The following is a 22,561-nucleotide window of genomic DNA, read 5'->3' as shown; positions in this document are numbered from 1 at the left end:
GAGGCGATCCCCATGACCGTCCGCAGAAACGTCACTCCGTGGGCATCTGCCGCACTGGTGCTCACCGCGCTGCTCACCACGAGCTGCGCGGGGGAGGAGCCCGACACCGGGCGGCCCGCGGCGAATCCCCCGTCCGCCACTCCGCACGGGTACGTCGAGGGAGCGAAGGAGGCCGCCGAGCAGCAGTCCCGGCTTCTCCTGAACGACCCCGGCAGCGGGAAGACCAGGGTCCTCGACCTCGTCACCGGCAAGGTCCACAGGACGGCCGAGGTGAAGGACGCCGTCCGGCTGGGCATGGACGGCAGGTTCGGCTACCTCCAAGCGGCCGACGGCACCCATGTGCTCGACAGCGGCGCCTGGATGGTGGATCACGGAGACCACGTCCACTACTACAGCGCGCCGACGCGGGACGTGGGCGGGCTTCCGGCCGGCAGCCAAGCGCACATCCGCAGTGACGTCGCCGTCACCGCGGTGACCGACGAGAACGGCCGCACCGTCCTCTACGACCGCAGCAAGCTGGAGAAGGGGCAGATCGCAACTCCTCGGACGCTGCGCGGCACCTTCAACGGCGCCGTCGTGCCGTACGAGGCACACCTGCTCGCCTTCGTGACCAAAGGCGGCACCACGCAACTCGTCGTCCTCGACCGCAAGGGCGAACGCGTGGCTTCCCCCGACGTGACGTGCGAAGCGCCCCAGGGGGACGCCGTCACCCGGCGCGGCGTGATTGTCGGCTGCGCGGACGGCGCTCTGCTCGTGCGTGCGCAGGGCGGCTCGTTCACTGCCGAGGAGATCCCGTACGGAGAGCACGTACCGGCGCAGGAACGAGCCACCGCCTTCCGCCACCGACCTGGCAGCGACACCCTCACCGCCCCGGCCGGATCCGGCGCCGTCTGGGTCCTCGACGTCACCGAGCGGACCTGGAAGCGGGTGGACACCGGGCCCGTCGTCGCGGTCAACACGGCCGGCGAGGGCTCCCCGCTGCTCGTTCTGGAGACCGACGGATCGGTGCACGGCTACGACATCGCGACCGGAAAACAGACCGCACGCACCAAGTCACTGCTGACAGCGGGGAAGCAGGACGACTCCGACGGCAACGCCCCCGTCATCGAGGTCGACCGCAGCCGCGCCTACGTCAACGACCCCGAGGGCAAGCAGGTGTTCGAGATCGACTACAACGACGGCCTGCGGATCGCGCGCTCCTTCGACCTGGACGTCAAGCCGGTCCTCATGGGGGAGACCGGACGATGATCCGCACCGAGGTAAACCACCGCGCGAGGGTGGGCACCGCTCGCCCGCGACATCTGATAGCGGGTCTGCTCGCCCTCGTGACGGCCATGACCGTCACCGCCTGCACCACCGACGAAGACCGGCCCAGCATTGTCGTCACGACCAACATCCTCGGCGACGTCACCCGCGAGATAGTCGGCGACGAGGCCGACGTCACCGTCCTGATGAAGCCCAACGCCGACCCGCACTCCTTCGGCCTGTCGGCGGTGCAGGCCGCCGAGCTGGAACAGGCCGATCTGGTCGTCTACAACGGCCTGGGCCTGGAGGAGAACGTCCTGCGGCACGTGGACGCCGCCCGCGAGTCGGGTGTCGCCACCTTCGCGGCCGGCGAGGCGGCCGACCCGCTCACCTTCCACACCGCCGCCGACGGCGGCCCCGAGGGCGAGGAAGGGCAGCCCGACCCGCACTTCTGGACGGACCCCGACCGGATGCACAAGGTCACCGGCCTGATAGCCGACCAGGTCGTCGAGCACGTCACCGGCGTGGACCCCGGCACGATCCGGAACAACGCCGACCGCTACGCGAAGCAACTCGCCGGCCTCACCACCTGGATGGAGGAGTCCCTCGGCCGCGTCCCCGCGGACCAACGGGCCCTGGTCACCAACCACCACGTCTTCGGCTACCTCGCCGACCGCTTCGGCTTCGAGGTGATCGGCGCCGTCATCCCCAGCGGCACCACCCTGGCCTCACCCAGCTCCTCGGACCTGCGCTCCCTCACCGAGGCGATGGAGGGAGCAGGCGTACGCACCGTCTTCGCCGACTCCTCCCAGCCCAAACGGCTCGCCGAGGTACTGCGAGCGGAAATGGGCGGCGGGGTCCGTGTCGTCGAACTCCACTCGGAGTCCCTGACCGCCAAGGGCGCGGGCGCGGACACCTACCTGCGGATGATGCGCGCCAACACCACCGCCATGGTCACCAGCCTGACCGGCGACTGACCCTCCCAGCCTTCCCGGAGCACCCGCCATCGGGTGCCCGTTCGTCGTACCCCCATGCCGCCACCGCGCGGTGCAGAAAGGAACAGCCCGATGAACAAGTCGATACGCGGCAGGGCCCTCACGGGCACGGCACTGGCCCTGACCGTCTCCATGGCCCTGACCGCCTGCGGAGGCGAAGGTTCCGCCACCGACACCAAGTCCGACGAAACCGCCAACGCCACGCCCGCGGCGGCGGTCGAGGAGCCGCTGGTCGCCACCTTCGACGGCGGCCTCTACATCCTCGACGGCGAGAGCCTCGAGCTCACCGAGACCATTGACCTGCCCGGCTTCAACCGGGTCAACCCCGCAGGCGACAAGGACCACGTCATGGTCTCCACCGACAGCGGATTCCGTGTCCTGGACGCCACCGGCCAGGCCCTCACCGACATCGAGTACAAGGGCGCCAAGCCGGGCCACGTAGTCCGCCACGCCGCGAAGACCGTGCTCTTCACCGACGGCACCGGAGAGGTCAACGTCTTTGACCCCACCGCACTGACCAGCGGCAAGAAGCCGGCAGGACGCACCTACACGTCCGCCGAGGCGCACCACGGTGTCGCCATCGAGCTGGCCGACGGCAGACTCCTGAGCACCCTTGGCACCGAGGAGAAGCGCACCGGCGCGCTGGTGCTGGACCGGAACAACAAGGAGATCGCGCGCAGCGAGGACTGCCCCGGTGTCCACGGTGAGGCCGCCGCCAAGGACGAAGCCGTCGGCGTCGGCTGCGAGGACGGCATCCTGATCTACAAGGACGGCACGTTCACCAAGATCGATTCCCCGGACGACTACGGCCGCATCGGCAACCAGGCCGGCAGCGACGCCTCGCCCGTTCTGCTGGGTGACTACAAGACCGACCCCGAGGCCGAGCTGGAACGCCCCACCCGCGTCTCCCTCATCGACACCGAGAAGAAGAAGCTGCGCCTGGTCGAACTCGGCACCAGCTACTCCTTCCGCTCACTGGCCCGCGGCCCGCACGGCGAGGCCCTCGTCCTCGGCACTGACGGCGCCCTTCACGTCATCGACCCGGACACCGGCAGGATCGAGAAGAAGATCCCCGTCGTGGGCGCATGGCAGGAGCCGCTGGACTGGCAGCAGGCCCGGCCCACCCTGTTCGTGCGCGGACACGTCGCCTACGTCTCCGAACCCGGCAAGAAGACGCTGCACGCCCTCGACGTGGAGACGGGGAAGAAGCTCACCTCCGTCACCCTGCCGAAGAGCACCAACGAGCTGTCGGGCGTCGTCGCCGGACACTGACCTCACCGGCCGCGCCCGTGCCCTCGCCGCCAAGGCTGACGCCGCGGTGGCGAGGGCGCACGCCTGCCCTGCCCGGGCAGCGGATCTCACCGAACTCGGCGGTGCCGCCGGTACGGCCGAGAGATCCGAACCCGCACCGGGAATCAGGCGGCGACGAGCTCCCGCTCGCGGTCCGGCGCCCGGACCTCGGTCTCCTTGTTCGGCAGTGCGAGCCGGAAGACCTTGTGCCACGCGGAGAAGACCTGCTTGGGCAGCGGGCCGGTGACGTACTCCAGCTCGTACTTCGCGAACAGCGCGCGCACCTTCACCGCGACCTCGGCGTACCGGTTGCTCGGCAGGTCCGGGAAGAGATGGTGCTCGATCTGGTGCGACAGGTTGCCGGTCATGAAGTGCATGGCCTTGCTGCCGCTGATGTTCGCCGAGCCCATCATCTGGCGCAGGTACCACTGGCCGCGCGTCTCGCCCACGATCGACCGGCGCTCGAAGACCTGGACGCCCTCGGGGAAGTGCCCGCACATGATCACCGAGTGGGTCCAGACGTTGCGGACCAGGTTCGCGGTGAACGTGGCGGCGAGTGTGGGGAGGAACGACGGGCCCGACAGCAGCGGGTGGATCACGTAGTCCTTGAGCACCTGCTTGCGGATCTTCCGTCCCACGGCCTTGGCCCGTGCGCGGAATTCGGGGTTCTTGCGGCGGCGCTTGGAGAGGTTCTTGCCGAGCTCCAGGTCGTACGCCGCGATGCCGTACTCGAAGAAGCAGGCGTTGAGGAAGTTCCACAGCGGCTGGCCGAGGTGGAAGGGGTGCCACTTCTGGTCCTCGTCGACGCGCATGATGCCGTAGCCGAGGTCGTTGTCCTTGCCGATCACGTTGGTGTACGTGTGGTGCAGCTCATTGTGCGAGTGCTTCCACTGCTCGGACGGCGAGACGTGGTCCCACTCCCAGGTGGTGGAGTGGATCTTCGGGTCCCGCATCCAGTCCCACTGGCCGTGCAGGATGTTGTGGCCGATCTCCATGTTGTCCATGATCTTCGCCACGGACAGCCCGGCGGTGCCGAGCAGCCACGCCGGCGGGAAGAGCGAGAACAGCAGCACGCCCCTGCTGACCAGCTCGAGCTTGCGCTGCGCCGCGATCACCTTGCGGATGTAGGCGGCGTCTCTCTCGCCGCGGCCGGCGATCACCTCGTCGCGGATCGCGTCCAGCTCGCGGCCCAGCTCCTCGATCTGCTCCGAGGTCAGGTGGGCGGTGGGGTCGATGGCGGTCAAGGTGCTCCTACCGTTCGATGTCGCACGGGCCCGCGGCGGCGGACACGCAGGTCTGGATGAGGACGCCCGGCTCGGCCTCGGTGATCCCGCCGGTGCGCAGGTCGCGGACGGCGCCCGCCTTGAGCGGCGTGACACAGCCGAAGCAGATGCCCATGCGGCACCCGGAGGGCATGAGCACACCGGCCTCCTCACCGATGTCCAGCAACGGCGTGGCGCCGTCCGCGGCGACGGTCTTGCCGGAGACGCTGAACGTGACCTCGCCGCCGTCACCGGCGACGACGATGCCGGGGCGGAAGCGTTCGGTGTGCAGGCGCTCCAGGACGCCGTGCCCGGTCCAGTGCTCTTCGGCCGCGTCGAGCAGGCCCGCGGGGCCGCAGGCCCAGGTCTCGCGCTCGGCCCAGTCGGGTACGAGTTCGTCGAGACGGGCGATGTCGAGCACGCCGTCCGTGTCGGTGTGCACCTCGATGAGACGAAGCTTCCCGTCCGCGACCAGATCGTGCAGTTCGTCGCGGAAGATCACATCCTGCGGCCGTGGCGCGCAGTGGACCATGACGACGTCGTCGAGCTCGGTGTCGCGCAGCATGCCCATCACGGGCGTGATGCCGCTGCCGGCCGTCAGGTAGAACACCTTGGCGGGTTTGGCCTGCGACAGCACGAAGTCGCCGGTCGGCTGGTCGAGCTGGATCAGCGTGCCAGGTTTCGCCCTGCGGACCAGGTGGTTGCTGACCTTGCCGTCCGGGATCGCCTTCACGGTGATCGTGAAACGGCCGTCCCGGCGATGTGTCGGCGAGGTCAGGGAGTACGCACGCCACAGGCGCACCCCGTCGACGTCGACCCCGATCCGCACGTACTGACCGGCGGTGTGGCCGCGCCAGCCCCGTCCCGGCCTGATCACGACCGTCGCGGCGTCACCCGTCTCGGGGTGCACGGCCTCGATGCGCCCACGCAGGTCGGCGCCCTCACGCAGCGGGCTGACCAGGTCGAGGTAGTCCGACGGCAGCAGCGGCGTCGTGACCATCTCCAGCAGTTTCCACGCCCTACTGCGGAGGGCTGCACTCGTCATGACCCCAGCTTGCTGCGCCCCATGGCGTAAAGTCCTGACCGCAGGACGTGAATCTGATCAGCTGAATTGTTCGCAGGGAACAAAAAGTGAGCCATGCAATCCGGAGGGCCAGCGAACTGGCCCTGGACGAAACGACGGTCACCGCCCTTCGGGCCGCTCTGAGGACCACCGCCGACGAGGTCGTCCAGGCGATCATCGACGAGGTCCCTTCCTACGCCAACGCCCTTTCGGGCCGCATGGGCGGCACCATCCGCCGAGCCGTCCGTACCGCCCTGGGGCACTACCTGGACCTCGCGAGCAGCAGCGCCACAGGTGGCGACGGCGGTGACGCGGCCTACGAGCTGGGCCGCGGCGAGGTGCGCGACGGCCGTTCGATGGACGCTCTGCTCAGCGCCTACCGCGTCGGCGCCCGCGTCGCCTGGCGCTGCCTCGCAGCGGGTGCCGTACCCGCGGGTCTGCCCGCCGCCGAGGTCGCCAAGTTCGCCGAGCTGACCTTCGCCTATATCGACGAGCTCTCCGCCGCGAGCGCCGCGGGACACGCCGACGAACTCGCCGCCCGGGGCAGGGCCCACGAGCGCCACCTGGAGCACCTGGCCCGCGACCTCCTCGCGGGCGCCAGCCCGGACGTACTGCTGGCCTCCGGCCAACGGGCCGGGTGGCAGACTCCGGTTTCGCTGACCGCGGTCCTGCTGCCCGCCGCCCAGGCCCGGCCTGCCTACCGCACACTCGACCCGAACACCCTGGTCCTCGACGATCTGGCGGATGCCACCGGGGTGCTGCTCGTCCCCGACGCCGACCGGCCGCATCTCCTGCGGCAGCTGACCGACCGCACAGCCGTGGTCGGCCCGGCCCGGCCGTGGACGCGTGCGTCCGCCTCGTACGCACGCGCCGCACGCGCCCGCTCCCTCTCCCCGGATATCCGTGACACCGAGGACCACCTGCCCGAGTTGGTGCTGAGCGCCGACGTGGACGCATTCGGGGACCTGCGTGCCCGAGCCCTCGCGCCCTTGGGGACCTTGCCCGTCGCGACCGCGCGGCGGCTGGAGGAGACGCTGCGGTCGTGGCTGCTGCACCAGGGCAGACGGGACGAGGTGGCGGCGGAACTGTTCGTCCATCCCCAGACGGTCCGGTACCGGATGTCGCAACTGCGGGAGCTGTTTCCGGATCTCGCATCGCCACACCGGGTCCTCGAACTGACGCTGGCGGTCGGTCTTCGGACGGTGCCGGCCGGTACACCGCGCGAGGGATGATGGGACGGAACGACGCCGACGTGAGGGCAGGAGCTTCCATGGCACATCGGGTTCACCGCCCCCGTGAGGACGCGGAGTTCGATTTCATCCTCGGGATGAGCGGAGTTCCGGTCCTCGCGTACTTCACCGGGACATGGCCCAAGGCGGTCGAGCCCTGCCGGGCGATGGACCTCGTCGTGGGTGGCATCGCCGACGACTGCGCGGGGCGCCTGACGGTCGTCCGCGCCGACATCACGCGTTGTCCGGCGGCAACCGAGAGATACGGGGTCACTGGAGCCCCGGCCTACGTCCTGCTGAAGGAGGGGGAGCCGGTGGCGCACGGCGCGGGGCCCATGACCATCGCCGAGGTACGGCGGTTTCTGGCCGGCCACCTCTGAGCTGCCGCTGCGGCACGTGGCCGCGAGGCCTGTCACGTCCCGTCCAGGGAAGCCGCGCCGCCCGGGAAACCCCCACGCCGACGCCGTCGGAGAGATCCGGGCCGGCCGATGCGTGGGGGAGGGGAGCGGAGCGCGGGCCGGGTTCCGGACCCCGCGGAGCTCGGCTGTTCCGCAGCGGCCGGCTCAGTCTCCGGCAGAAGGCGTCAGGCCGACGACCCACTGTCGATGACCAGGTCGGTGCCGACGACCGCGCCGGCGGCGGGCGACGCGAGGTAGAGCACCGCGGCCGCCACTTCATCGGCCTCCGCGACCCGGCCGAGCGGGTTCTCCGTCTTCACCCGCTCGGCACGGCCGGCCTCGGTCTCGCCGGGTCGCAGTGACATGGGAGCGGCGGAGGCGCCGGGGCTGACGGCGTTGATGCGGATGCCCTGGTGGATGTGGTCGAGCGCGGCGGCGCGGGTCAGCGCGGAGACCGCTGCCTTGGAGGTGATGTACGCGGCGGCGTTCGGGATCCGCAGGTGTGCGCCCAGATTGGAGGAGACGTTGACGATGGTGCCGCCGCCGTTCTCCTTCATGTGGGCGATCTCGTGCTTCATGGCCAGCCAGACGCCGGTGACATTGGTCCGCAGCACCGCGTCCCAGTCCTCCTCGCTCACCTCGCCGACGGGGACCGCACCCCGGAATATCCCGGCGTTGTTGACCGCGATGTCCAGTCCGCCGAAGTGGGCGACGCTCTCCCGCACGAGATCCTGGAGCCGCTCGGAGTCGGTGACATCGGCGGTGACGGCGGCGGCTGTTCCTCCGGCTGCCTCGATGAGGCCGACCGTCTCGTCCAGCGAGGCCGCGGTGCGTCCCGCGGCGACGACGGAAGCGCCCTCGGCGGCGAAGGCGAGCGCGATGGCGCGGCCGAGGCCGGAGCCCGCGCCGGTGACGAGGACGGTCTTGCCGGTGAAGCGGTTCATTTCGGTGACTCCTTCGTGAGTGATGGACTACTTGGTGCGGTGGTTCAGGAGGGCCGCGACGGCGAGGGCGGCCCCCGTCGCGGCCAGGGACCAGGGGTCGCTGTCGAGCGTGAGCACGACGGCGAAGAGGACGGTCGGGCCGCATTCCATCGCGGTGTTCAGCACGCCGCCCGCGAGCCCGGTCTGCTGCCGCGGTACCCGTTCGGTGGCGAGCACGGCGGCTCCGGCGAAGGAGGCCGCGGCGCCGGCCGGCAGCAGCACGAGGCCCGGCAGCAGCCCGTACGCGTACGAGGTGTGCGTATCGAACCCGGTGAGAGCGAGGAGGACGAGCCCGCCCGCGCCCGTGCCCAGCCCGGCGGCCGTGACGGTTCGGGCTCCGTACCGGCCGATGAGCGGTCCTGCCACCCGGCCCGAGGCGAGCAGCGCGACGGCGAACGGCACGAAGGCGGCCGAGGTCTGCAACGGTGACCAGTCGCGCTCCTGCTGGAGGTGGAGTGAGAGAACCACGAACGTCATCGCGGTCCCGCAGGAGCTCAGCGCGACGGCTGTGAGGGCCACGGCCCGCCGCCGGTCGAACAGGAAGCCGGGGGGCAGCAGGGGGTCGCGGGCCCGGCGCTCGGCGTACCAGAACGCGACCAGCAACGCGGTCCCGCCGAGCAGCGGCACGAGCACGCCGGCCGACGATCCGGGGCGGGCGTCGGTGACGACGAGCCCGTAACTGGCAAGGGTGATCCCGGCGGTGGCGAGCAGAGCACCGGGCAGGTCGAGACTTCTGCCCGAGTCCGGTGCCGTGTCCGGCAGCAGCCGGGGCGTGAGGGCGAGGGCTGCGATCGCCACCACGACGGGTACCGCGAAGGTCCAGCGCCAGGAAAGCAGCGCCGAGATGACCCCGGAGAGCAGATGGCCCGCCGTCGCGCCGAGCACCGAGAGCCCGCCCCAGGTGGCCATCGCCCTGCCGTACGCGGCGGGGGAGGGGAAGACGGCGCGCAGCACGGTCATGGCGGCCGGCGCGACGAGGGCCGCGCCCACGCCCTGGGTGAAGCGCGCCGCGAGCAGTGCCTCGACACCGGGGGCGAGCGGGGCGGCGGCCGAGGCGATGGCGAAGAGGACAAGACCGGCGATGAGGGCGCGCCGCCCGCCATAGCGGTCGGCGAGGCGTCCGCCGAAGAGCAACAGCCCGGCGAAGGTCAGGCCGTAGGCGGTGCTGAGCAGGATCACGTCGGCGCGCTCCAGGGCGAGTTCGCGAGCAACGCGGGGCAGCGGTATGGCGATCGCGGCGAGCGTGAAGATCAGCGTGGCCTGGATGCCGCCGAGGAGGACGAAGGCGCACCTGTGCTGTGTGGCGGTGACGCGCTCGGTGCCCGTTGCGGCCATACTTCCCCCTGATATTTGACCGATCGGTCCATTATGCGGACGCGCGAAAGCGGCCTGACGGCTCCGGCGGGTGTGATGTCGGGTGTGATGGCGGGTCTGATGCGGTGTGATTCAGTCCAGCAGGGACAGTGCCTGTTCGGTCGCGTCTCGCACCCGGGCGGGATCGCTGGACGCCTTGCCGACGATGCGTACGCCCTGCAGCAGGACGAGCAGCATGTGGGCCAGTGCTCGCGGATCACGGCCCTCGGGGAGCTCTGCCTGGGCCTGGGCGCGCACGAGCGAGGAGTGCAGCAGGGTCTCGATGTGATCCCAGCTGATCTCGACCCGGCGGGCTGCCGCGGGGTCGTGCGGGGCCAGCTCGGCTGCGGTGTTGGTGACGAAGCAGCCGTTCAGCCGTTCTTCCGGAGAGGCGGCCTCCGCGGCGAAGCGGCGCACCAGCCTCCGTACCGCGGGCAGTGCGGGGCCGGGCTGGGACAGCTCGGACATGAGAAGCGGGTCGCGCGTCTCGGCGTACCGGTCCATGGCCTTCAGATACAGCTCGTGCTTGCTGCCGAAGGTCGCGTAGATGCTGGCGCGGCCGATGCCGAGGTGCTCGACGAGATCGGTCACCGATGTCGCTTCGTAGCCGCGCCGCCAGAACAGCTCAAGAGCCGACTGCAGCGCGGCGTCCGGATCGAATTCCTTGGTCCTGGCCATGTCGAAGACCCTAGTCTTATCTGGACTGGTCGGTCAATAATCGAGTGCGTCAGGCCTGCGAGGCAGCGGAACGCACGAAGTCGAGCGTCACTGCGCACCACTTCACGTCTTCGGTGCGCTCCGCGGTGCCACCAGAGGGGGTAACGCTATGCCGCGACGTGGATGCCCACCAAGCCCGGAAACAGCCGACGGCGGACCGCCGCGTATGGCCGGGACCGTCAGGAGGGCCGTGGCGTCGTCCGCGTGGGAACGAAGTGACCGTTCAGCCAGAGAATGCCGAAGTTACCTCGTGCACAGGAACCAACGCGGCCTTCGGTCGTGCAGTGCGTGCCCCGGGCTGCCTGTCAGGCGACCGTCCCTCCAGCGTTGCGGATCAGCCGCTGGAGCACTTTCAGCGTGGTGACGTAGTCCGTGTCGTCGATGCCCTCGTGGAGGGCGGCGCGGATCGCGGGGGCGTTCCGCGCGAGGTCGACGCGGGCCTGTTCGCCCTCCTCCGTGATCCACAGCCGGTGGTCGGCGTCCCGGGTCAGCCGGCCGCGCTCCAGGAGGACCTCGGCCTCTGCCGCGAGATCGTCCTCGGGGCGGATGTAGGAGGTCATGGCCTCCCGCAGCTCGGGCAGGGTCATCCCCTCGCCCTCGGGGGAGATATCGTTCGCCGACAGGTTGCGCAGCAGCCAGAACTGGGGCTGGGTGTAGCCCCTTTCGGCTTGCTGGGCCCGGGTGTACGCGATGAGTGCCTCGTAGGCGACACCGGTCCAGTACGCGGCGGGCTGTCCGGCGAGTTCGGTGTCGGAGATCTGCTGGGTCGTCATGGGTCGTTCCTTCCGGGCGTTTCGGTGCGGAGCCTGCACGCTGTGCAGGTCATGCAGGGAACGTACGACCTCAAGTGCGGTTGAGGGCAAGCGGGTGATCTGCAAGCGGTGCTGTGCGGCGGCTGCGCGTTCCCCTCGCGTCCCACGGCTTTCAGCACCTCGGGTCTCCTCCTCGCCCCCCGCGGCGCTGCGGGGGGCGACGGGCCGTGGGCGGCACGCGGCGGCCATGTCCCGCTCGCCGTGCGGGAGTCGGTCAGGCGCGAGTCGTGGCTTGCGCTGCTTCGCAGTGGTGCAGCAGGTCCCTGGAGAAGCTGTCGGAGTTCCGCTCCGCGCGGCGCACCCGGTGGATGTGTGCGGCGCGGGTGGGCTGGAGGCGGCGGCGCATGTGGCCCCGGCCGCCGCCGGTGATGTTGAGGAGCACGGAATCGTCGGGCGTGATCGTGCGGTCCTGCACGGCGCGGCGCAGACCGGCCAGCGCCACCGCGGCGGCGGGCTCGATGTCGACACCCTCGACTTCGGCGAAGAGGGCGCCCGCGGCGAGCGCGTCCTCGCGTCCGGCCAGCAGCATGCGGCCGTTCGACCCGGTCAGGCAGTCGCGCACCCCGCCGGCGACGGCGTAGGGCGGGCGGGCGTTGGTGAGCTCGTCGGCCAGGCATCGCTCGGCGGCTTCCTCAGGACGTTCTCCAGCGTCCGGAATCGCGTCGTCGCGCTCGGCGCGCCACGCGTCGTACAGGGGTGCGTACTCGGCGTTCTGGCAGAGCATCAGCCGTGGCAGGCCTTCGCTCGCGCCCGCCCGCACCAGACGGTCGGCGGCCTCGTGCACGGCGATGGCGCCGGCCGCGCTGCCGACGGCCTGCACATAGACGTCCGCGGGCCGCGGCATCGCCTCGACCGCCGAGAGCCAGACCGTGCCGAGCCCCGCCCGGCGCGCGACGTTGCGCGTACCGCCCTCGACCTGGCCACCCATCCGCAGCGCCAGCGCGTCGGCGTAGGCGATTGTCTCGGCGTAGTCCGCGCCCTCCAGCGCCAGCAGCCGTACGCAGGGGGCGAGCGGTTCGGTGAACTCCAACCGCTCCACGCCCGTTTCGGGCACGACGACGACGCACGGCAGCGCATGACGCGAGCAGAGCCGCGCGAAGGCGGCAGCGGTGTTGCCCACCGAGGCGACGACGAGCGTGGGGGGGTTCTCCGGGAGCCGGCCGAGCACGCAGTACGCCTCCAGCTCCTTGAACGTGGCCGTCTCCAGCCGCGCGCCCCGCTCGGGCCAGTACCCGCTGAAGGAGACCCACAGGTCCGGCAGCCCCAGGGCGGCGCCGAGCCGCGTCGCCGGGTACACGACGGCGCTGCCGGCGTCCGGAACGGTACGGCGCACGGGCAGCCAGTCCCGGTAGCGGAACATCCCGTCGGTCTGCGGCCGGGGCGTGAACTCCCGCCGCTTGTAGGAGGTCTGGAGCAGGCCGGGCGCGTGCGACCTGGGGCAGCCGAGGGCCAGCCCGTCGTCGGCACCCTGCCATCCGCACACGGGGCAGGTCAGGGCGTAGTGCAGAGTCATCGTGCTCCCCTTGTACGGATGGTCGGCGCCCGGCGGGCGGTTCACAGGGCGGCCGGTGGGACCGGCCGCGAAAAGATGCGTGTTCTTGCGGGGCCGCCCAGTGCCGTTGCGGGTATCGGCACCGCGGCGGAGTACGGCTTGTCGCGGCCGGAAGCCGTGGCGAACTCATCACTCAAGTCACCGATTCGCAAGCGGGAGACGCGGAACCCGCAAGAACACCGTTTCGGTGCGCAAGGGGACTTGCTCGTGAGCGGCGACCACCCGATTCCGGGGGAGTAAAATTCGCGGCTCCCGGTCCACCCTGCGGTATCTACGGGGTGGTGCAGAAAACATACCCGTGAGCATACCGTCCACAGTATGGACAGGCCAGTGTGCGCAGTAGGTGAAGCGTATTACGCGGACACCGGCTTCACGGGATTTCCGTGATCTCCACGGAGTATTTCCGCACTGTTTCGCCGGTGGTGTGCGGGGATTTTCCCGGGATTGCTACGCTGTACGCTCACCCGCAGCCGCCGACCTGTCGGCTTTCGCCGGGTTGGCAGGAGGCTCTTCCGGTATGTCGTGGTTGCAGGACTTTTTGGACTCGGTGTCGTCCGTCCCGCTGCCGGCCACTCTGGCTTTCGCCGCCGCGTTCAGCGCGGCCGAGTCGGGCCTGGCGGTCGGTGCGGTGGTGCCGGGGGAGACGGTCGTCATCGTGCTCGCCGCCGCCATGCCGGGCCCGGTCGCGCTGGCCGCCCTCTTCGTGATCGTCGCCGTCGCGGGGAGCGCGGGTGACCACGTCGGCTACCTGCTGGGCAGACGGTACGGGGAGCGCGTGCGGGACCTGGGGGTGGTCCGCAGATGGGGGCAGGGCCGCTGGGACGAGGCGATGCGCTTCCTCCACCGCTACGGCGCCTGGGCGGTCTTCCTGACCAGGCTGGTGCCCCTGGTGCGCACCCTGACCCCGGCGGCCGCCGGGGTCGCGGGGGTGCGCTACCGCAGCTTCCTGCCCGCCTCGCTCGCGGGCGCGATGACCTGGGCTGCGCTTTACGTCGGCCTCGGCGCGCTGGCGAAGGCGTCCGTCGACCGGATCGAGGCGCTGTCGGGCCGCGTCGGCTGGGCCGTACTGGCCACCCTGGTGCTGCTCGTCGGGCTACGTCTTCTTGTTCGCGGGCGCGCGGCGCGCAAGCCGGAGCAGTGAGAATGAGGCCTTGGACTCGTTCGGCGGCCGCTTGAATCCTCGCAGCGCCAGCAGGCACATCACCGTGATCAGGCCCGCGCTGCTCAGCAGGGCCCCGAGCAGCGAGTTCCCCAGGTCCCAGCCCAGCGCGAGCTTCCGCGAGGCGTCCACGGCGTACGTCAGCGGGTTGACCGTGGCGACCACGCGCACCCAGCCGGGCAGTGCCTCGACGGGGATGAACGCGCTGGAAGCGAACATCAGCGGAGACATCACGAAGAAGCCGATGCTGCCCAGCACCTCCACGCTGCGCAGCCAGGCCGCGAGCGCCAGGAAGATCCAGATCATCGACCAGCAGACCAGCAGCGACAGCAGGAACGCCCCCACCAGCCCCACCAGACCGCCGGCCGGTGAGAAACCGAGCCCGAAGCGGGCGCACACCAGGAGCGCCGCGAGCTGAATAGCGACCCGGCAGAGGTCGCCCGAGGAACGCGCGAGGAGCACGTACAGTGGGCGGACCGGCAGGAAGCGGAAGCGCTGCACGATGCCCGACTCGGAGTCCCGCACCAGGCCGACGCCGGCTGCCTGGGCGGAGCCGATGCCGGTGGTGATGAGCAGCGCGGGCACCAGGTAGTCGGTGTACGTGACCCCGGGCGGGAAGAGGTCCGGGTTGGCTATCCGGCCGAAGATCTGGGTGAAGAGCAGCAGCATGACGATCGGCTGCACCGCGGCCAGCACGACGATGCGCGGGTCCCCGCAGATCGCCCCGATCTGCCGCGCCGCCAGCACCCACAGCTGGGCGAGCTCGCGGGGCTGTGAGGATTCGCCGCTGTGCGGCGGCGGGGTGTCGGGCACGGCCGCGACCGAAGGGCCAGGTCCGGGCGCTGCCACGGGGGTGACTGGGTTCATGCCGTGCTCCGGGTCGGGTGCGACGCGCCCCGGCCCGCCGAGGTGAGCGAGAGGTAGACGTCGTCCAGCGTCGGTTCGGACAGTGCCAGGTTCTCGATCGTGCAGTCGGCGGCCACCAGGATCTGCACGATTCTGGCCAGATCGGCGGAGGCGTCGACGGGGATCAGCAGGCGCCGCTCGTCGGCCTCCTGCGTGGGCTGGAAGCCGTGCAGCCGCAGCGCGGCGATCGCCTGGGCGGGTTCGGCGTGGTCGATGGCGACGTGCACCGACCTGCTGCCCGTCTCCTCCTTGAGGTCCGCCGTGGTCCCGGAGGCCACTACGGCGCCCGCGCTGAGCACGGCGATCCGGTCCGCCAGGCGGTCGGCCTCGTTGAGATCCTGGGTGGTGAGCAGCACCGTGGTGCCGTTGCCCGCCAGGCCCTCGACGATCTCCCAGAGGTTGACGCGGCTGACGGGGTCGAGGCCGGTGGTGGGCTCGTCGAGGAAGAGCACCACAGGGTCGGCGACGAGGCTCATGGCGAGATCCAGCCGCCGCCGCATACCGCCGGAGTAGGTGCGTGCCGGACGGTCGGCGGCGGCCCCGAGGCCGAAGGCGTCGACGAGCTCCCCGGCCTTGCGGCGCGCGTCGCGCGGCCGGGAGCCGAGGATGCGGGCGATGAGCACCAGGTTCGCGACGGCCGAGAGCCGGCCGTCGACGGAGGTGTGCTGCGCGGTGACCCCGATGCGCTTGCGGATCTCGCGGCTCTGCGTCCGCACGTCGAAACCGGCGACGGTCGCGCTGCCCGAGGTGGGCTGGAGCAGCGTCGACAGGATGTGGACCAGCGTGGACTTGCCCGCGCCGTTGTGCCCCAGCAGGCCGAGCACCGTGCCGGCGTGCGCCGTGATGTCGACACCGCGCAGGGCTTCGACTGCCCCGAAGCTCTTGCGCAGGCCCTGCGTGCTGATCGTCACCTCGCCCACGGTCGTGCCCCCTCCGGTTCGGGCGTGCTCGCGCGGGCCGCGTCTCGCGCCCGCACCGGGATGCGGACACGGTGCGGGCGTGCGCCGGCCCCTACTTCTGCAGGGAGTCGATCAGGCTCTTGGGCCTGATGTCGGTCCAGTTCTCCTCGATGTAGGCGATGCAGGCCTGCCGGGTGTCCTCCCGGTGCGCGACGGTCCACCCCTTGGGGACGGCGCTGAAGGAGGGCCAGAGCGAATGCTGGTTCTCGTCGTTGACGAGGACCAGAAAGCTGCCGTTCTCGTCGTCGAAAGGATTAGTACTCACAGAACCTCTCCCGTTCAGTCGGGCTGATCTTCATCGCGATACGCCCGTTTTCCTTTTAATCCGGCGCCTACGAGGCCGAGTGACGGTGCGCCGACGTCGGAACCACAGAGGAGCGGGGCGTCGCTCGGCACCATAGCAGAGCATCGCGAGCCGCCGAATCGGAATAGTAGATTCCGGGACTCGTTATCGGGGTGCGACGCGGTCATGTCGTAAACGTCCGATTCCATCCGTCATCGAGGCGCGCCGACGTTAGGGGTGGTGGGTAGGAAACGTTAGGGGTTGCGGGTGGGAGGTTTCCCGCGATGACAGTCGAACTGTTGACGGTCGGAATTTTGGGTGGTTACACTCCCCGTGTTTGCTCTCATGATGGCGAACATCGAGTACTTCAGTTCACAAAAAGCGCAATTACAGGGGGGTGGCGCGGTGTTTCCCACGTGTGGGTCGGGCAGCAGACACGGATGACACTCGCATTTTCTTCCCCCAGAATTCACCCTTGATTTTCGCGTGCGTGGGAATGCGTATCCCCGGGGACCACCTCTCGCTTCCTCCGCACCCCGCTCTTCTTCCCGCTCCGTGGTCTCGCGGCGGGTCCGTCCCTCGCCCCGCAGTGCGGTGCACGGCACCGCGACCACGGGAGTGCTGCCGGCGGACTCGGCCCGTACGGCCCGGCCGCTCGCCCCCCTGCGGCGGCCCCTTCACCCGCTCACGTCATCTGGAGGCCCGGATTCGTATGGCCGACATCCGCGAGGCGCGTAACGTGGCCGATCTGCTGGGCCGTCGCGCGAGTGAGCACCCCGCCCGCGAGGCGCTCCGCTACCTGCACGACGTCGAGACCGGCGACGGCACGTCGCTGACGTACGCGGAGGTGCACCGCGCCGCTTCGGGCGTCGCGCGGGACCTGTCCGGACGGTTCGCCGCGGGAGACCGGCTGCTCCTGCTGCACGGTTTCGGCCCGGCGTTCCTCGCCGCGTTCCTCGGCTGCCTGTACGCCGGGATGGTCGCGGTGCCCGCGCCGCTGCCCGGCCGGTACCGTCACGAACGCCGCCGCGTAATCAGTATCGCGCGCAGCAGCGGTGCAGTCGCGGCGCTCACCGACGACGCGAACACCGAGGACGTCGCCGAGTGGATGCGCGAGGAGGGCCTCACCGGACTGCCGCTGCTGTCCACCGACGGCGCCGCCGCCGAGGCGTCGGCCGATGCCGCGCTCCCCGCCGTGGAGCTGAACCGTGAAACGCTCGCGATGCTCCAGTACACCTCCGGCTCCACCGGCGAGCCCAAGGGCGTGATGGTCAGCCACGGCAACCTGCTGCGGAACATCGAGACCCTCAGTGCGTCGTTCGGCTTCAACTCCCGCACGGTCTTCGGCGGTTGGATCCCGCACTTCCACGACATGGGCCTCATCGGCCAGTTGCTGCCGCCGCTCTTCCTCGGCAGCACGGGCCTCCTGATGAGCCCGTCCGCCTTCATCCGGCGCCCGTACAGCTGGCTCCGGATGATCGACACGTACGACGTCGAGTGGTCGGCCGCGCCGAACTTCGCCTACGACCTGTGCTTGCGGCGGGTCACCGACGCCCAGTTGGAGACCCTGGACCTGTCGCGCTGGCGGTGGGCGGCGAACGGCTCCGAGCCGATCCACGCCGGCACCCTCACCCACTTCGCGAAGCGCTTCGCCCCCACGGGCTTCCGCACCGAGTCGCTGTCGCCCTGCTACGGCCTCGCGGAGTCGACCGTGTACGTCTCCGGAGGGCCGGCGCCCACGATCATGGAGGTCGATGCGGAGATGCTGGAAGCCCGCAAGCTCGCCGCGGCGTCCGAGGGCCGGCCCGGCCGCGCTCTGGTCGGCTGCGGTACCCCGCAGGACGTCGACCTCCGGATCGTCGACCCGGAGACCGGCAGCCGGCTGCCGCCCGGCGCGGTCGGCGAGATCTGGCTGCGCGGCCCGAGCGTCGCGACCGGGTACTGGAACCACCCCACGGCCACCGAGGCGACGTTCGGCGCCACCCTCGACGGCATCGACGGGCGGTACCTGCGCACCGGCGACCTCGGCGCACTGCACGAGGGCGACCTCTACGTCACCGGCCGGATCAAGGAGATGATCACCGCACACGGCCGGAACCTCTACCCACAGGACATCGAGTACGAGCTCCGCGCCGCCCACCCCGAACTCGCCTCCCACGTCGGCGCGGTCTTCACCGTCGCACGACCAGGCACGGACCCGGCACTCGTCCTCACCCACGAGGTCAAGGGCCGGCTCGACGAAGCCGGCCTGAGGGAGTTGGCGCGCGGAATGCGGCAGACCGTGGCCCGCGAGCACGGCATGACCGCGGCCTGCGTCGTCCTGCTGCGCCCGGGCAAGGTACGGCGCACGACCAGCGGCAAGATCCAGCGCGACGCGATGCGCAAGCTCTTCGAGGAAGGCGAGCTGGAAGCCGTGTGGATCCAGGGCGAGGCACCGGGGCGGGATGCCGGAGGCGCTCGCGCATGAGCACTGCACCGCTGGTCACAGGCCAGGCCCCCCATACGCTGCTGCGCGAACTGCTCGACGAACAGGCGCACCCCGGCGGCGCGTTCGACCCCGTCGCCCTGCGTGAACTGGACCGCGACGAGGCGTTCCCCGCCGAACCCTGCCGCGTGCTCGACGAGTTCGGGCTCCCCGCCCACTACGTCCCGGTCGCGCACGGCGGGCGCCTGGACGACCTCGCCGAGTTGATCCGGCTCGTACGCGGTGTCGCCCGGCACGACGTCACCGTCGCCGTCGCGCACGCCAAGACGCTGCTGGGGGCCGCCTCGGTCTGGGTCGCCGACGACGCCGACCAGGCCGACGCCCTCGGCCGCCGGATCGTCGACGGGCAGATCGTCTCCTGGGCGCTCACCGAACGCGGCCACGGCGCCGACCTGCTGGCGGGCGAGCTCACCGCGGAACGTACCGGCGCCGGCTGGCGGCTCGACGGCGAGAAGTGGCTCATCAACAATGCCACCCGCGCCGACCAGCTCTGCGTGCTGGCACGCACGGGCAAGCCCGGCGACGCCCGCGGCTTCGGCCTCTTCCTGGTGGACACCCATGCTCTGGCGCCCGGCAGCCACGAACGCCTCCCGAAGGTCCGTACGCACGGCATCCGCGGCGCGGACATCAGCGGCACCCGCCTGACAGGCGCAACCGTGCCCGTATCCGCGCAGGTCGGCCCCGACGGAGCCGGGCTGGAGATCGTGCTGAAGGCGCTGCAGCTCACCCGCACGGTGTGCACAGGGCTCTCTCTCGGGGCATGCGACCACGCGCTGAGCCTGGCCGTCCGCTTCGCGGCGCAGCGGCGGTTGTACGGGCGCCTGCTGAGCGAACTGCCCCGCGTGCGCCGCATCCTGGCCGACGCCGTCGCCGACCTCCTGCTGATGGAGGCCGTATCCGAGGTGGCGGGCCGCGCCGCGCACGCGCTGCCGCGCGAGATGGCGGTGGTCTCCGCCGTCGCCAAGGCGTACGTACCGGGTACGGCCGACGCGCTGATCGCGGAGCTGGGCGAACTCCTCGGCGTACGGGCCTTCTTCACCGAGGAGTACGCGGAAGGCAGGTTCGCCAAGCTGGAGCGGGACCACCGGATTGTGGCCATCTTCGACGGCAGCACCGACGTGAACCGGCACGCGCTGGTCAAGCAGTTCCCGCTGCTCGCCAGGGCCGCCGCCCGGCGCGCCCCCGACCGCGAGGGACTGGCCGCCGCGGCCGCCCTGCACACCTCGCTCGACCCGTTCGCTCCGCGTGCCCTGACCCTCGCCGGAAACTGGGGCTGCTCGGTGCTTCAGGCGGTGCCCGACGCCGTCGCCCGTACCCGCGAGGAGATCGCCGCGGGTACGGCGCCCGCCGCGCTCGGCCGGCTGCTGGACGCGTTCGCCGCTGCCTGTGCCGAGCTGGAGCGCGAACTGGCCGAGCACAGACCGACGTTGGAGGACGTACCCGCGGCCGACTTCGAGCTCGCCCGCCGCTACGAGCTCTGCTTCGCCGGAGCCGCCGCCCTGCACGTCTGGTCGCACCGGGACGCGCACGCGGGGCCGCCGTCGCCCCTGTGGGCGGAGGGCCGCTGGCTGAGGGTCTGCCTGGCCCGAGCCCTGGGCCGGCTCGACCGGCCCGCCGTCGCCCAGCAGGACGCCGCGGAGGCGCTGGTGGAAGAACTGGTGCGCACGGAAGGACGCGGCATGACGCTGCTGTCGGCACGATGATCCAGGACACCGCCACGACTCCGCACGCCCCCGGACGGGCACCGCGCGCCGACATCCTGGAGCGGCTGTTCGGCGACCCCCGCGACCCGGCGAACCCGGTCGGCCACACGCCGATCCTCGCGGCCGACGGCCGCGCGGAGATGTTCGCCGAGGGCGAGGCGCTGCTCGACGGCTTCGGGCTGAACGCCGAGTTCGTCCCCACCCGCTACGGCGGACGCCTCGACCGGCTCGACGACCTCGTCGAGGTCATGCGCGCGGTGTACCGGCGCGACCCGAGCCTTGGCCTCGGCTATGGCGCGAGCTCGCTGATCTCCTCGGTCAACGTCTGGACCTCCGCCGACGAGGAGCAGTCCCGCCGCGTCGCCGACATCCTCCTGGGCAACGGCAAGATCGCCGCCGCGTACCACGAACTCGCCCACGGCAACGACATGTCGGGCACCGAGATGAACGCCGCGTCCGTCGACGGCGGCTGGTGCCTGAACGGCCGCAAGGAGGTCGTCACCAACATCCGCCGCGCGAGCGCCCTGGTGCTGTTCACCCGAACCGGGCCGGGCGAGGGGAGCCGCAACCACTCCCAGCTTCTCGTCGACAAGGAGCGCGTCCTCGGCGGCAAGATCCGCTACCTGCCGCGGCACGGCACCGTCGGGCTGCGCGGCGTCCAGCTGGCCGGCGCCGTCTTCGAGGACTGCCGGCTGGGGCCCGAGGCGCTGATCGGCCGCCAGGGCCACGGGCTGGAGACCGCCATGCGGTCCTTCCAGGTCACCCGAGCCACGCTGCCGGCGATGATGACCGCGATCCTCGACTCCGCCCTGCGCGCGACACTGCTGCACGTGGGCAGCCGTTCCCTGTACGGTCGCCGCGTCGGAGACCTGCCGCAGGTGCGGGCGCAGCTCGCCGGGGCGTTCGCCGATCTGCTGGCCTGCGAGGCGTTCAGCATGGTGGCGGTCAGGTCCCTGCACCTGCTGCCGGAGGTGGCGGGGCTGTACGCCGCGTCCGTCAAGTACGCGGTCGCCGGGGCGCTGCTGCGGGCGGTGGACCGGCTGTCCGGCGTCCTGGGTGCGGAGTTCTTCCACCGTGACGGCGAGCAGGCGATCTTCCAGAAGCTCCTGCGCGACCTCAAACCCGTCGGCTTCGGCCACGCGGCACGTGCCGCCTGCCAGACGACGATCCTGCCCCAACTGGGCATCCTGGCGCGACGCCCGCTCAACCCGGCAGCCCCGCCCGAGGCCCTCTTCCGAATCGACGCGGACCTTCCCGAGATGTCCTTCGGCGCGCTCCGGATCAGCTCCGGGGGCCGAGACCCGCTGGCCGCGTCGCTGGAGGAGCTCGCCGAGCAGACCGCCGGGAACGGCGACCCCCGGCTGGCCGCCGACCTCGACGGCCTGCGGTCCGAACTGGCCGCCGTCCGCACCGCCGCCGCGGCGCTCGCGCCGCGTGAGCTCACCTTCACCGCCACCGCCGACGCCTACGGCTTGGTCGAGCGCTACGTGCACGTCCTGGTCGGCACCGCCTGTCTGCGCGTGTGGTGGCACAACCGCGACGGCTCCGACGCCTTCCTCGCGGAACCCCTGTGGCTGCGTGCGGCGCTCGCCCGGGTGCGCACGGCCTGGAGCGGACGCCCGGCACCGCTGCCGCCCGAGGAAGCGGACGCCCTGTACACGCAGTTGCAGCTCCGACTGACGGAGCAGCGCAGCTTCGGACTGCTCGGCCGCCGCCTGTCCGGAACCTGACCGGCGGCGCCTCCCGGACCGCGGGAGGACGCGCCGCGGTGCCGCGAGGAAATGACGAGACCCGTCAAGACGACCCGTAGAGGAGCACCACCATGGAAGCACCGGCCACCCCCGCCCCCTCCACCGCCGAGCTCGCCGACTGGCTGACCCGCACGGTCGCCGACTACGTCAGCTCCGAGCCCTCCCAGATCGAGCCGGACATACCGCTGTCCGAGTACGGCCTGGACTCCGTGTCGGCGACCACCGTGTGCGCCGACATCGAAGACCACCTCGGGCTGGTCGTCGAGATGACGTTGATCTGGGACCACCCCACCGTCGCGGAGCTGTCGCAGGCGTTGGCCGATGAACTGGAGTCCGCCCGCGGCTGACGCCGGAGGGGGCGGCGGGTGCTCCGGCACCCACCCCGTTCCCGGCAACGGTCCACGCTGGCGTTTCGA

At 71.0% G+C, this 22,561-nt stretch carries 20 protein-coding genes; 10 read left to right on the top strand and 10 right to left on the bottom strand.

Features of this window, described 5'->3' with window-relative positions; genetic code table 11:
* Window positions 1-12: 12 nt before the first annotated feature.
* From N7925_RS01180 to aztD, 3 genes are all read left to right on the top strand, one after another.
* Window positions 13-1,248, top strand: coding sequence for a hypothetical protein (locus N7925_RS01180; protein WP_274342730.1), 1,236 nt, complete (start codon window positions 13-15; stop codon window positions 1,246-1,248).
* Window positions 1,245-2,222 carry a zinc ABC transporter substrate-binding protein AztC gene (aztC, locus tag N7925_RS01175; RefSeq protein WP_265597611.1) on the top strand — a complete coding sequence of 326 codons (978 nt, stop codon included), beginning with the start codon at window positions 1,245-1,247 and terminating at the stop codon, window positions 2,220-2,222. The genes N7925_RS01180 and aztC overlap by 4 nt, the downstream gene beginning before the upstream one ends.
* A 90-nt stretch (window positions 2,223-2,312) precedes the next feature.
* On the top strand, window positions 2,313-3,512 hold the full coding sequence (gene aztD, locus N7925_RS01170) for a zinc metallochaperone AztD (protein WP_274342729.1): 1,200 nt from the start codon (window positions 2,313-2,315) through the stop codon (window positions 3,510-3,512).
* A gap of 143 nt (window positions 3,513-3,655) precedes the next feature.
* On the opposite strand, the gene N7925_RS01165 is transcribed toward aztD, so the two are convergent.
* The gene (locus tag N7925_RS01165) at window positions 3,656-4,774 is read right to left on the bottom strand and encodes a fatty acid desaturase family protein (protein ID WP_274342728.1); all 1,119 of its coding nucleotides are present in this window, start codon (window positions 4,772-4,774) and stop codon (window positions 3,656-3,658) included.
* Between the two features lie 7 nt (window positions 4,775-4,781).
* Entirely contained in the window at window positions 4,782-5,837 is a 1,056-nt protein-coding gene (locus tag N7925_RS01160; protein ID WP_416222859.1) for a ferredoxin reductase, read from the bottom strand.
* A gap of 86 nt (window positions 5,838-5,923) precedes the next feature.
* Between N7925_RS01160 and N7925_RS01155 the strand changes: the two genes are divergently transcribed.
* Together N7925_RS01155 and N7925_RS01150 are read left to right on the top strand one after the other, a co-directional pair.
* A complete protein-coding gene (locus N7925_RS01155) occupies window positions 5,924-7,087 on the top strand; it encodes a helix-turn-helix domain-containing protein (protein ID WP_274342727.1) in 1,164 nt (387 codons plus the stop codon).
* A 38-nt stretch (window positions 7,088-7,125) separates the two neighbouring features.
* Window positions 7,126-7,464 (top strand): thioredoxin family protein, encoded by a 339-nt coding sequence (locus N7925_RS01150; RefSeq protein ID WP_274342726.1) that lies wholly within the window; start codon window positions 7,126-7,128, stop codon window positions 7,462-7,464.
* Between the two features lie 203 nt (window positions 7,465-7,667).
* Here the strand turns inward: N7925_RS01150 and N7925_RS01145 are convergent, their stop codons facing one another.
* From N7925_RS01145 to N7925_RS01125, 5 genes are all read right to left on the bottom strand, one after another.
* A complete protein-coding gene (locus N7925_RS01145; RefSeq protein WP_274342725.1) occupies window positions 7,668-8,426 on the bottom strand; it encodes an SDR family NAD(P)-dependent oxidoreductase in 759 nt (252 codons plus the stop codon).
* 27 nt (window positions 8,427-8,453) lie between these two features.
* Window positions 8,454-9,800: an MFS transporter gene (locus N7925_RS01140; protein ID WP_274342724.1), complete on the bottom strand. Its 1,347-nt coding sequence runs from the start codon at window positions 9,798-9,800 to the stop codon at window positions 8,454-8,456.
* 111 nt (window positions 9,801-9,911) lie between these two features.
* Entirely contained in the window at window positions 9,912-10,496 is a 585-nt protein-coding gene (locus N7925_RS01135; RefSeq protein ID WP_265597604.1) for a TetR/AcrR family transcriptional regulator, read from the bottom strand.
* Window positions 10,497-10,840: 344 nt separating this feature from the next.
* Window positions 10,841-11,308, bottom strand: a complete 468-nt coding sequence (locus N7925_RS01130; protein ID WP_265597603.1) for a MarR family transcriptional regulator — start codon at window positions 11,306-11,308, stop codon at window positions 10,841-10,843.
* A 253-nt stretch (window positions 11,309-11,561) separates the two neighbouring features.
* Window positions 11,562-12,860, bottom strand: a complete 1,299-nt coding sequence (locus tag N7925_RS01125; protein WP_274342723.1) for a cysteate synthase — start codon at window positions 12,858-12,860, stop codon at window positions 11,562-11,564.
* A gap of 556 nt (window positions 12,861-13,416) precedes the next feature.
* Between N7925_RS01125 and N7925_RS01120 the strand changes: the two genes are divergently transcribed.
* Window positions 13,417-14,040: a DedA family protein gene (locus N7925_RS01120; protein ID WP_265597601.1), complete on the top strand. Its 624-nt coding sequence runs from the start codon at window positions 13,417-13,419 to the stop codon at window positions 14,038-14,040.
* Here N7925_RS01120 and N7925_RS01115 read toward each other — a convergent pair.
* From N7925_RS01115 to N7925_RS01105, 3 genes are all read right to left on the bottom strand, one after another.
* Window positions 13,993-14,925, bottom strand: coding sequence for an ABC transporter permease (locus N7925_RS01115; RefSeq protein ID WP_265597600.1), 933 nt, complete (start codon window positions 14,923-14,925; stop codon window positions 13,993-13,995). The two genes, N7925_RS01120 and N7925_RS01115, sit on opposite strands and share 48 nt — an antisense overlap.
* Window positions 14,922-15,875, bottom strand: a complete 954-nt coding sequence (locus N7925_RS01110) for an ATP-binding cassette domain-containing protein (protein WP_443032102.1) — start codon at window positions 15,873-15,875, stop codon at window positions 14,922-14,924. The genes N7925_RS01115 and N7925_RS01110 overlap by 4 nt, the downstream gene beginning before the upstream one ends.
* A 100-nt stretch (window positions 15,876-15,975) precedes the next feature.
* Window positions 15,976-16,188 (bottom strand): MbtH family protein, encoded by a 213-nt coding sequence (locus N7925_RS01105; protein ID WP_265597598.1) that lies wholly within the window; start codon window positions 16,186-16,188, stop codon window positions 15,976-15,978.
* Between the two features lie 730 nt (window positions 16,189-16,918).
* On the opposite strand from N7925_RS01105, the gene N7925_RS01100 reads away from it, so the two are divergent.
* From N7925_RS01100 to N7925_RS01085, 4 genes are all read left to right on the top strand, one after another.
* Window positions 16,919-18,673 carry a fatty acyl-AMP ligase gene (locus N7925_RS01100; protein ID WP_274342721.1) on the top strand — a complete coding sequence of 585 codons (1,755 nt, stop codon included), beginning with the start codon at window positions 16,919-16,921 and terminating at the stop codon, window positions 18,671-18,673.
* Window positions 18,670-20,394, top strand: a complete 1,725-nt coding sequence (locus tag N7925_RS01095; protein WP_274342720.1) for an acyl-CoA dehydrogenase family protein — start codon at window positions 18,670-18,672, stop codon at window positions 20,392-20,394. Before N7925_RS01100 ends, N7925_RS01095 begins: the two co-directional genes overlap by 4 nt.
* A complete protein-coding gene (locus tag N7925_RS01090) occupies window positions 20,391-22,124 on the top strand; it encodes an acyl-CoA dehydrogenase (RefSeq protein WP_274342719.1) in 1,734 nt (577 codons plus the stop codon). The genes N7925_RS01095 and N7925_RS01090 overlap by 4 nt, the downstream gene beginning before the upstream one ends.
* Window positions 22,125-22,216: 92 nt before the next feature.
* Window positions 22,217-22,492, top strand: coding sequence for an acyl carrier protein (locus tag N7925_RS01085; protein ID WP_265597594.1), 276 nt, complete (start codon window positions 22,217-22,219; stop codon window positions 22,490-22,492).
* Window positions 22,493-22,561: the final 69 nt, after the last annotated feature.

This window comes from Streptomyces sp. CA-278952 (assembly GCF_028747205.1).
GTDB lineage: Bacteria > Actinomycetota > Actinomycetes > Streptomycetales > Streptomycetaceae > Streptomyces.
The sequence above is the reverse complement of the archived record's forward strand: the minus strand, read 5'-3'. Positions and strand labels throughout refer to the sequence as shown.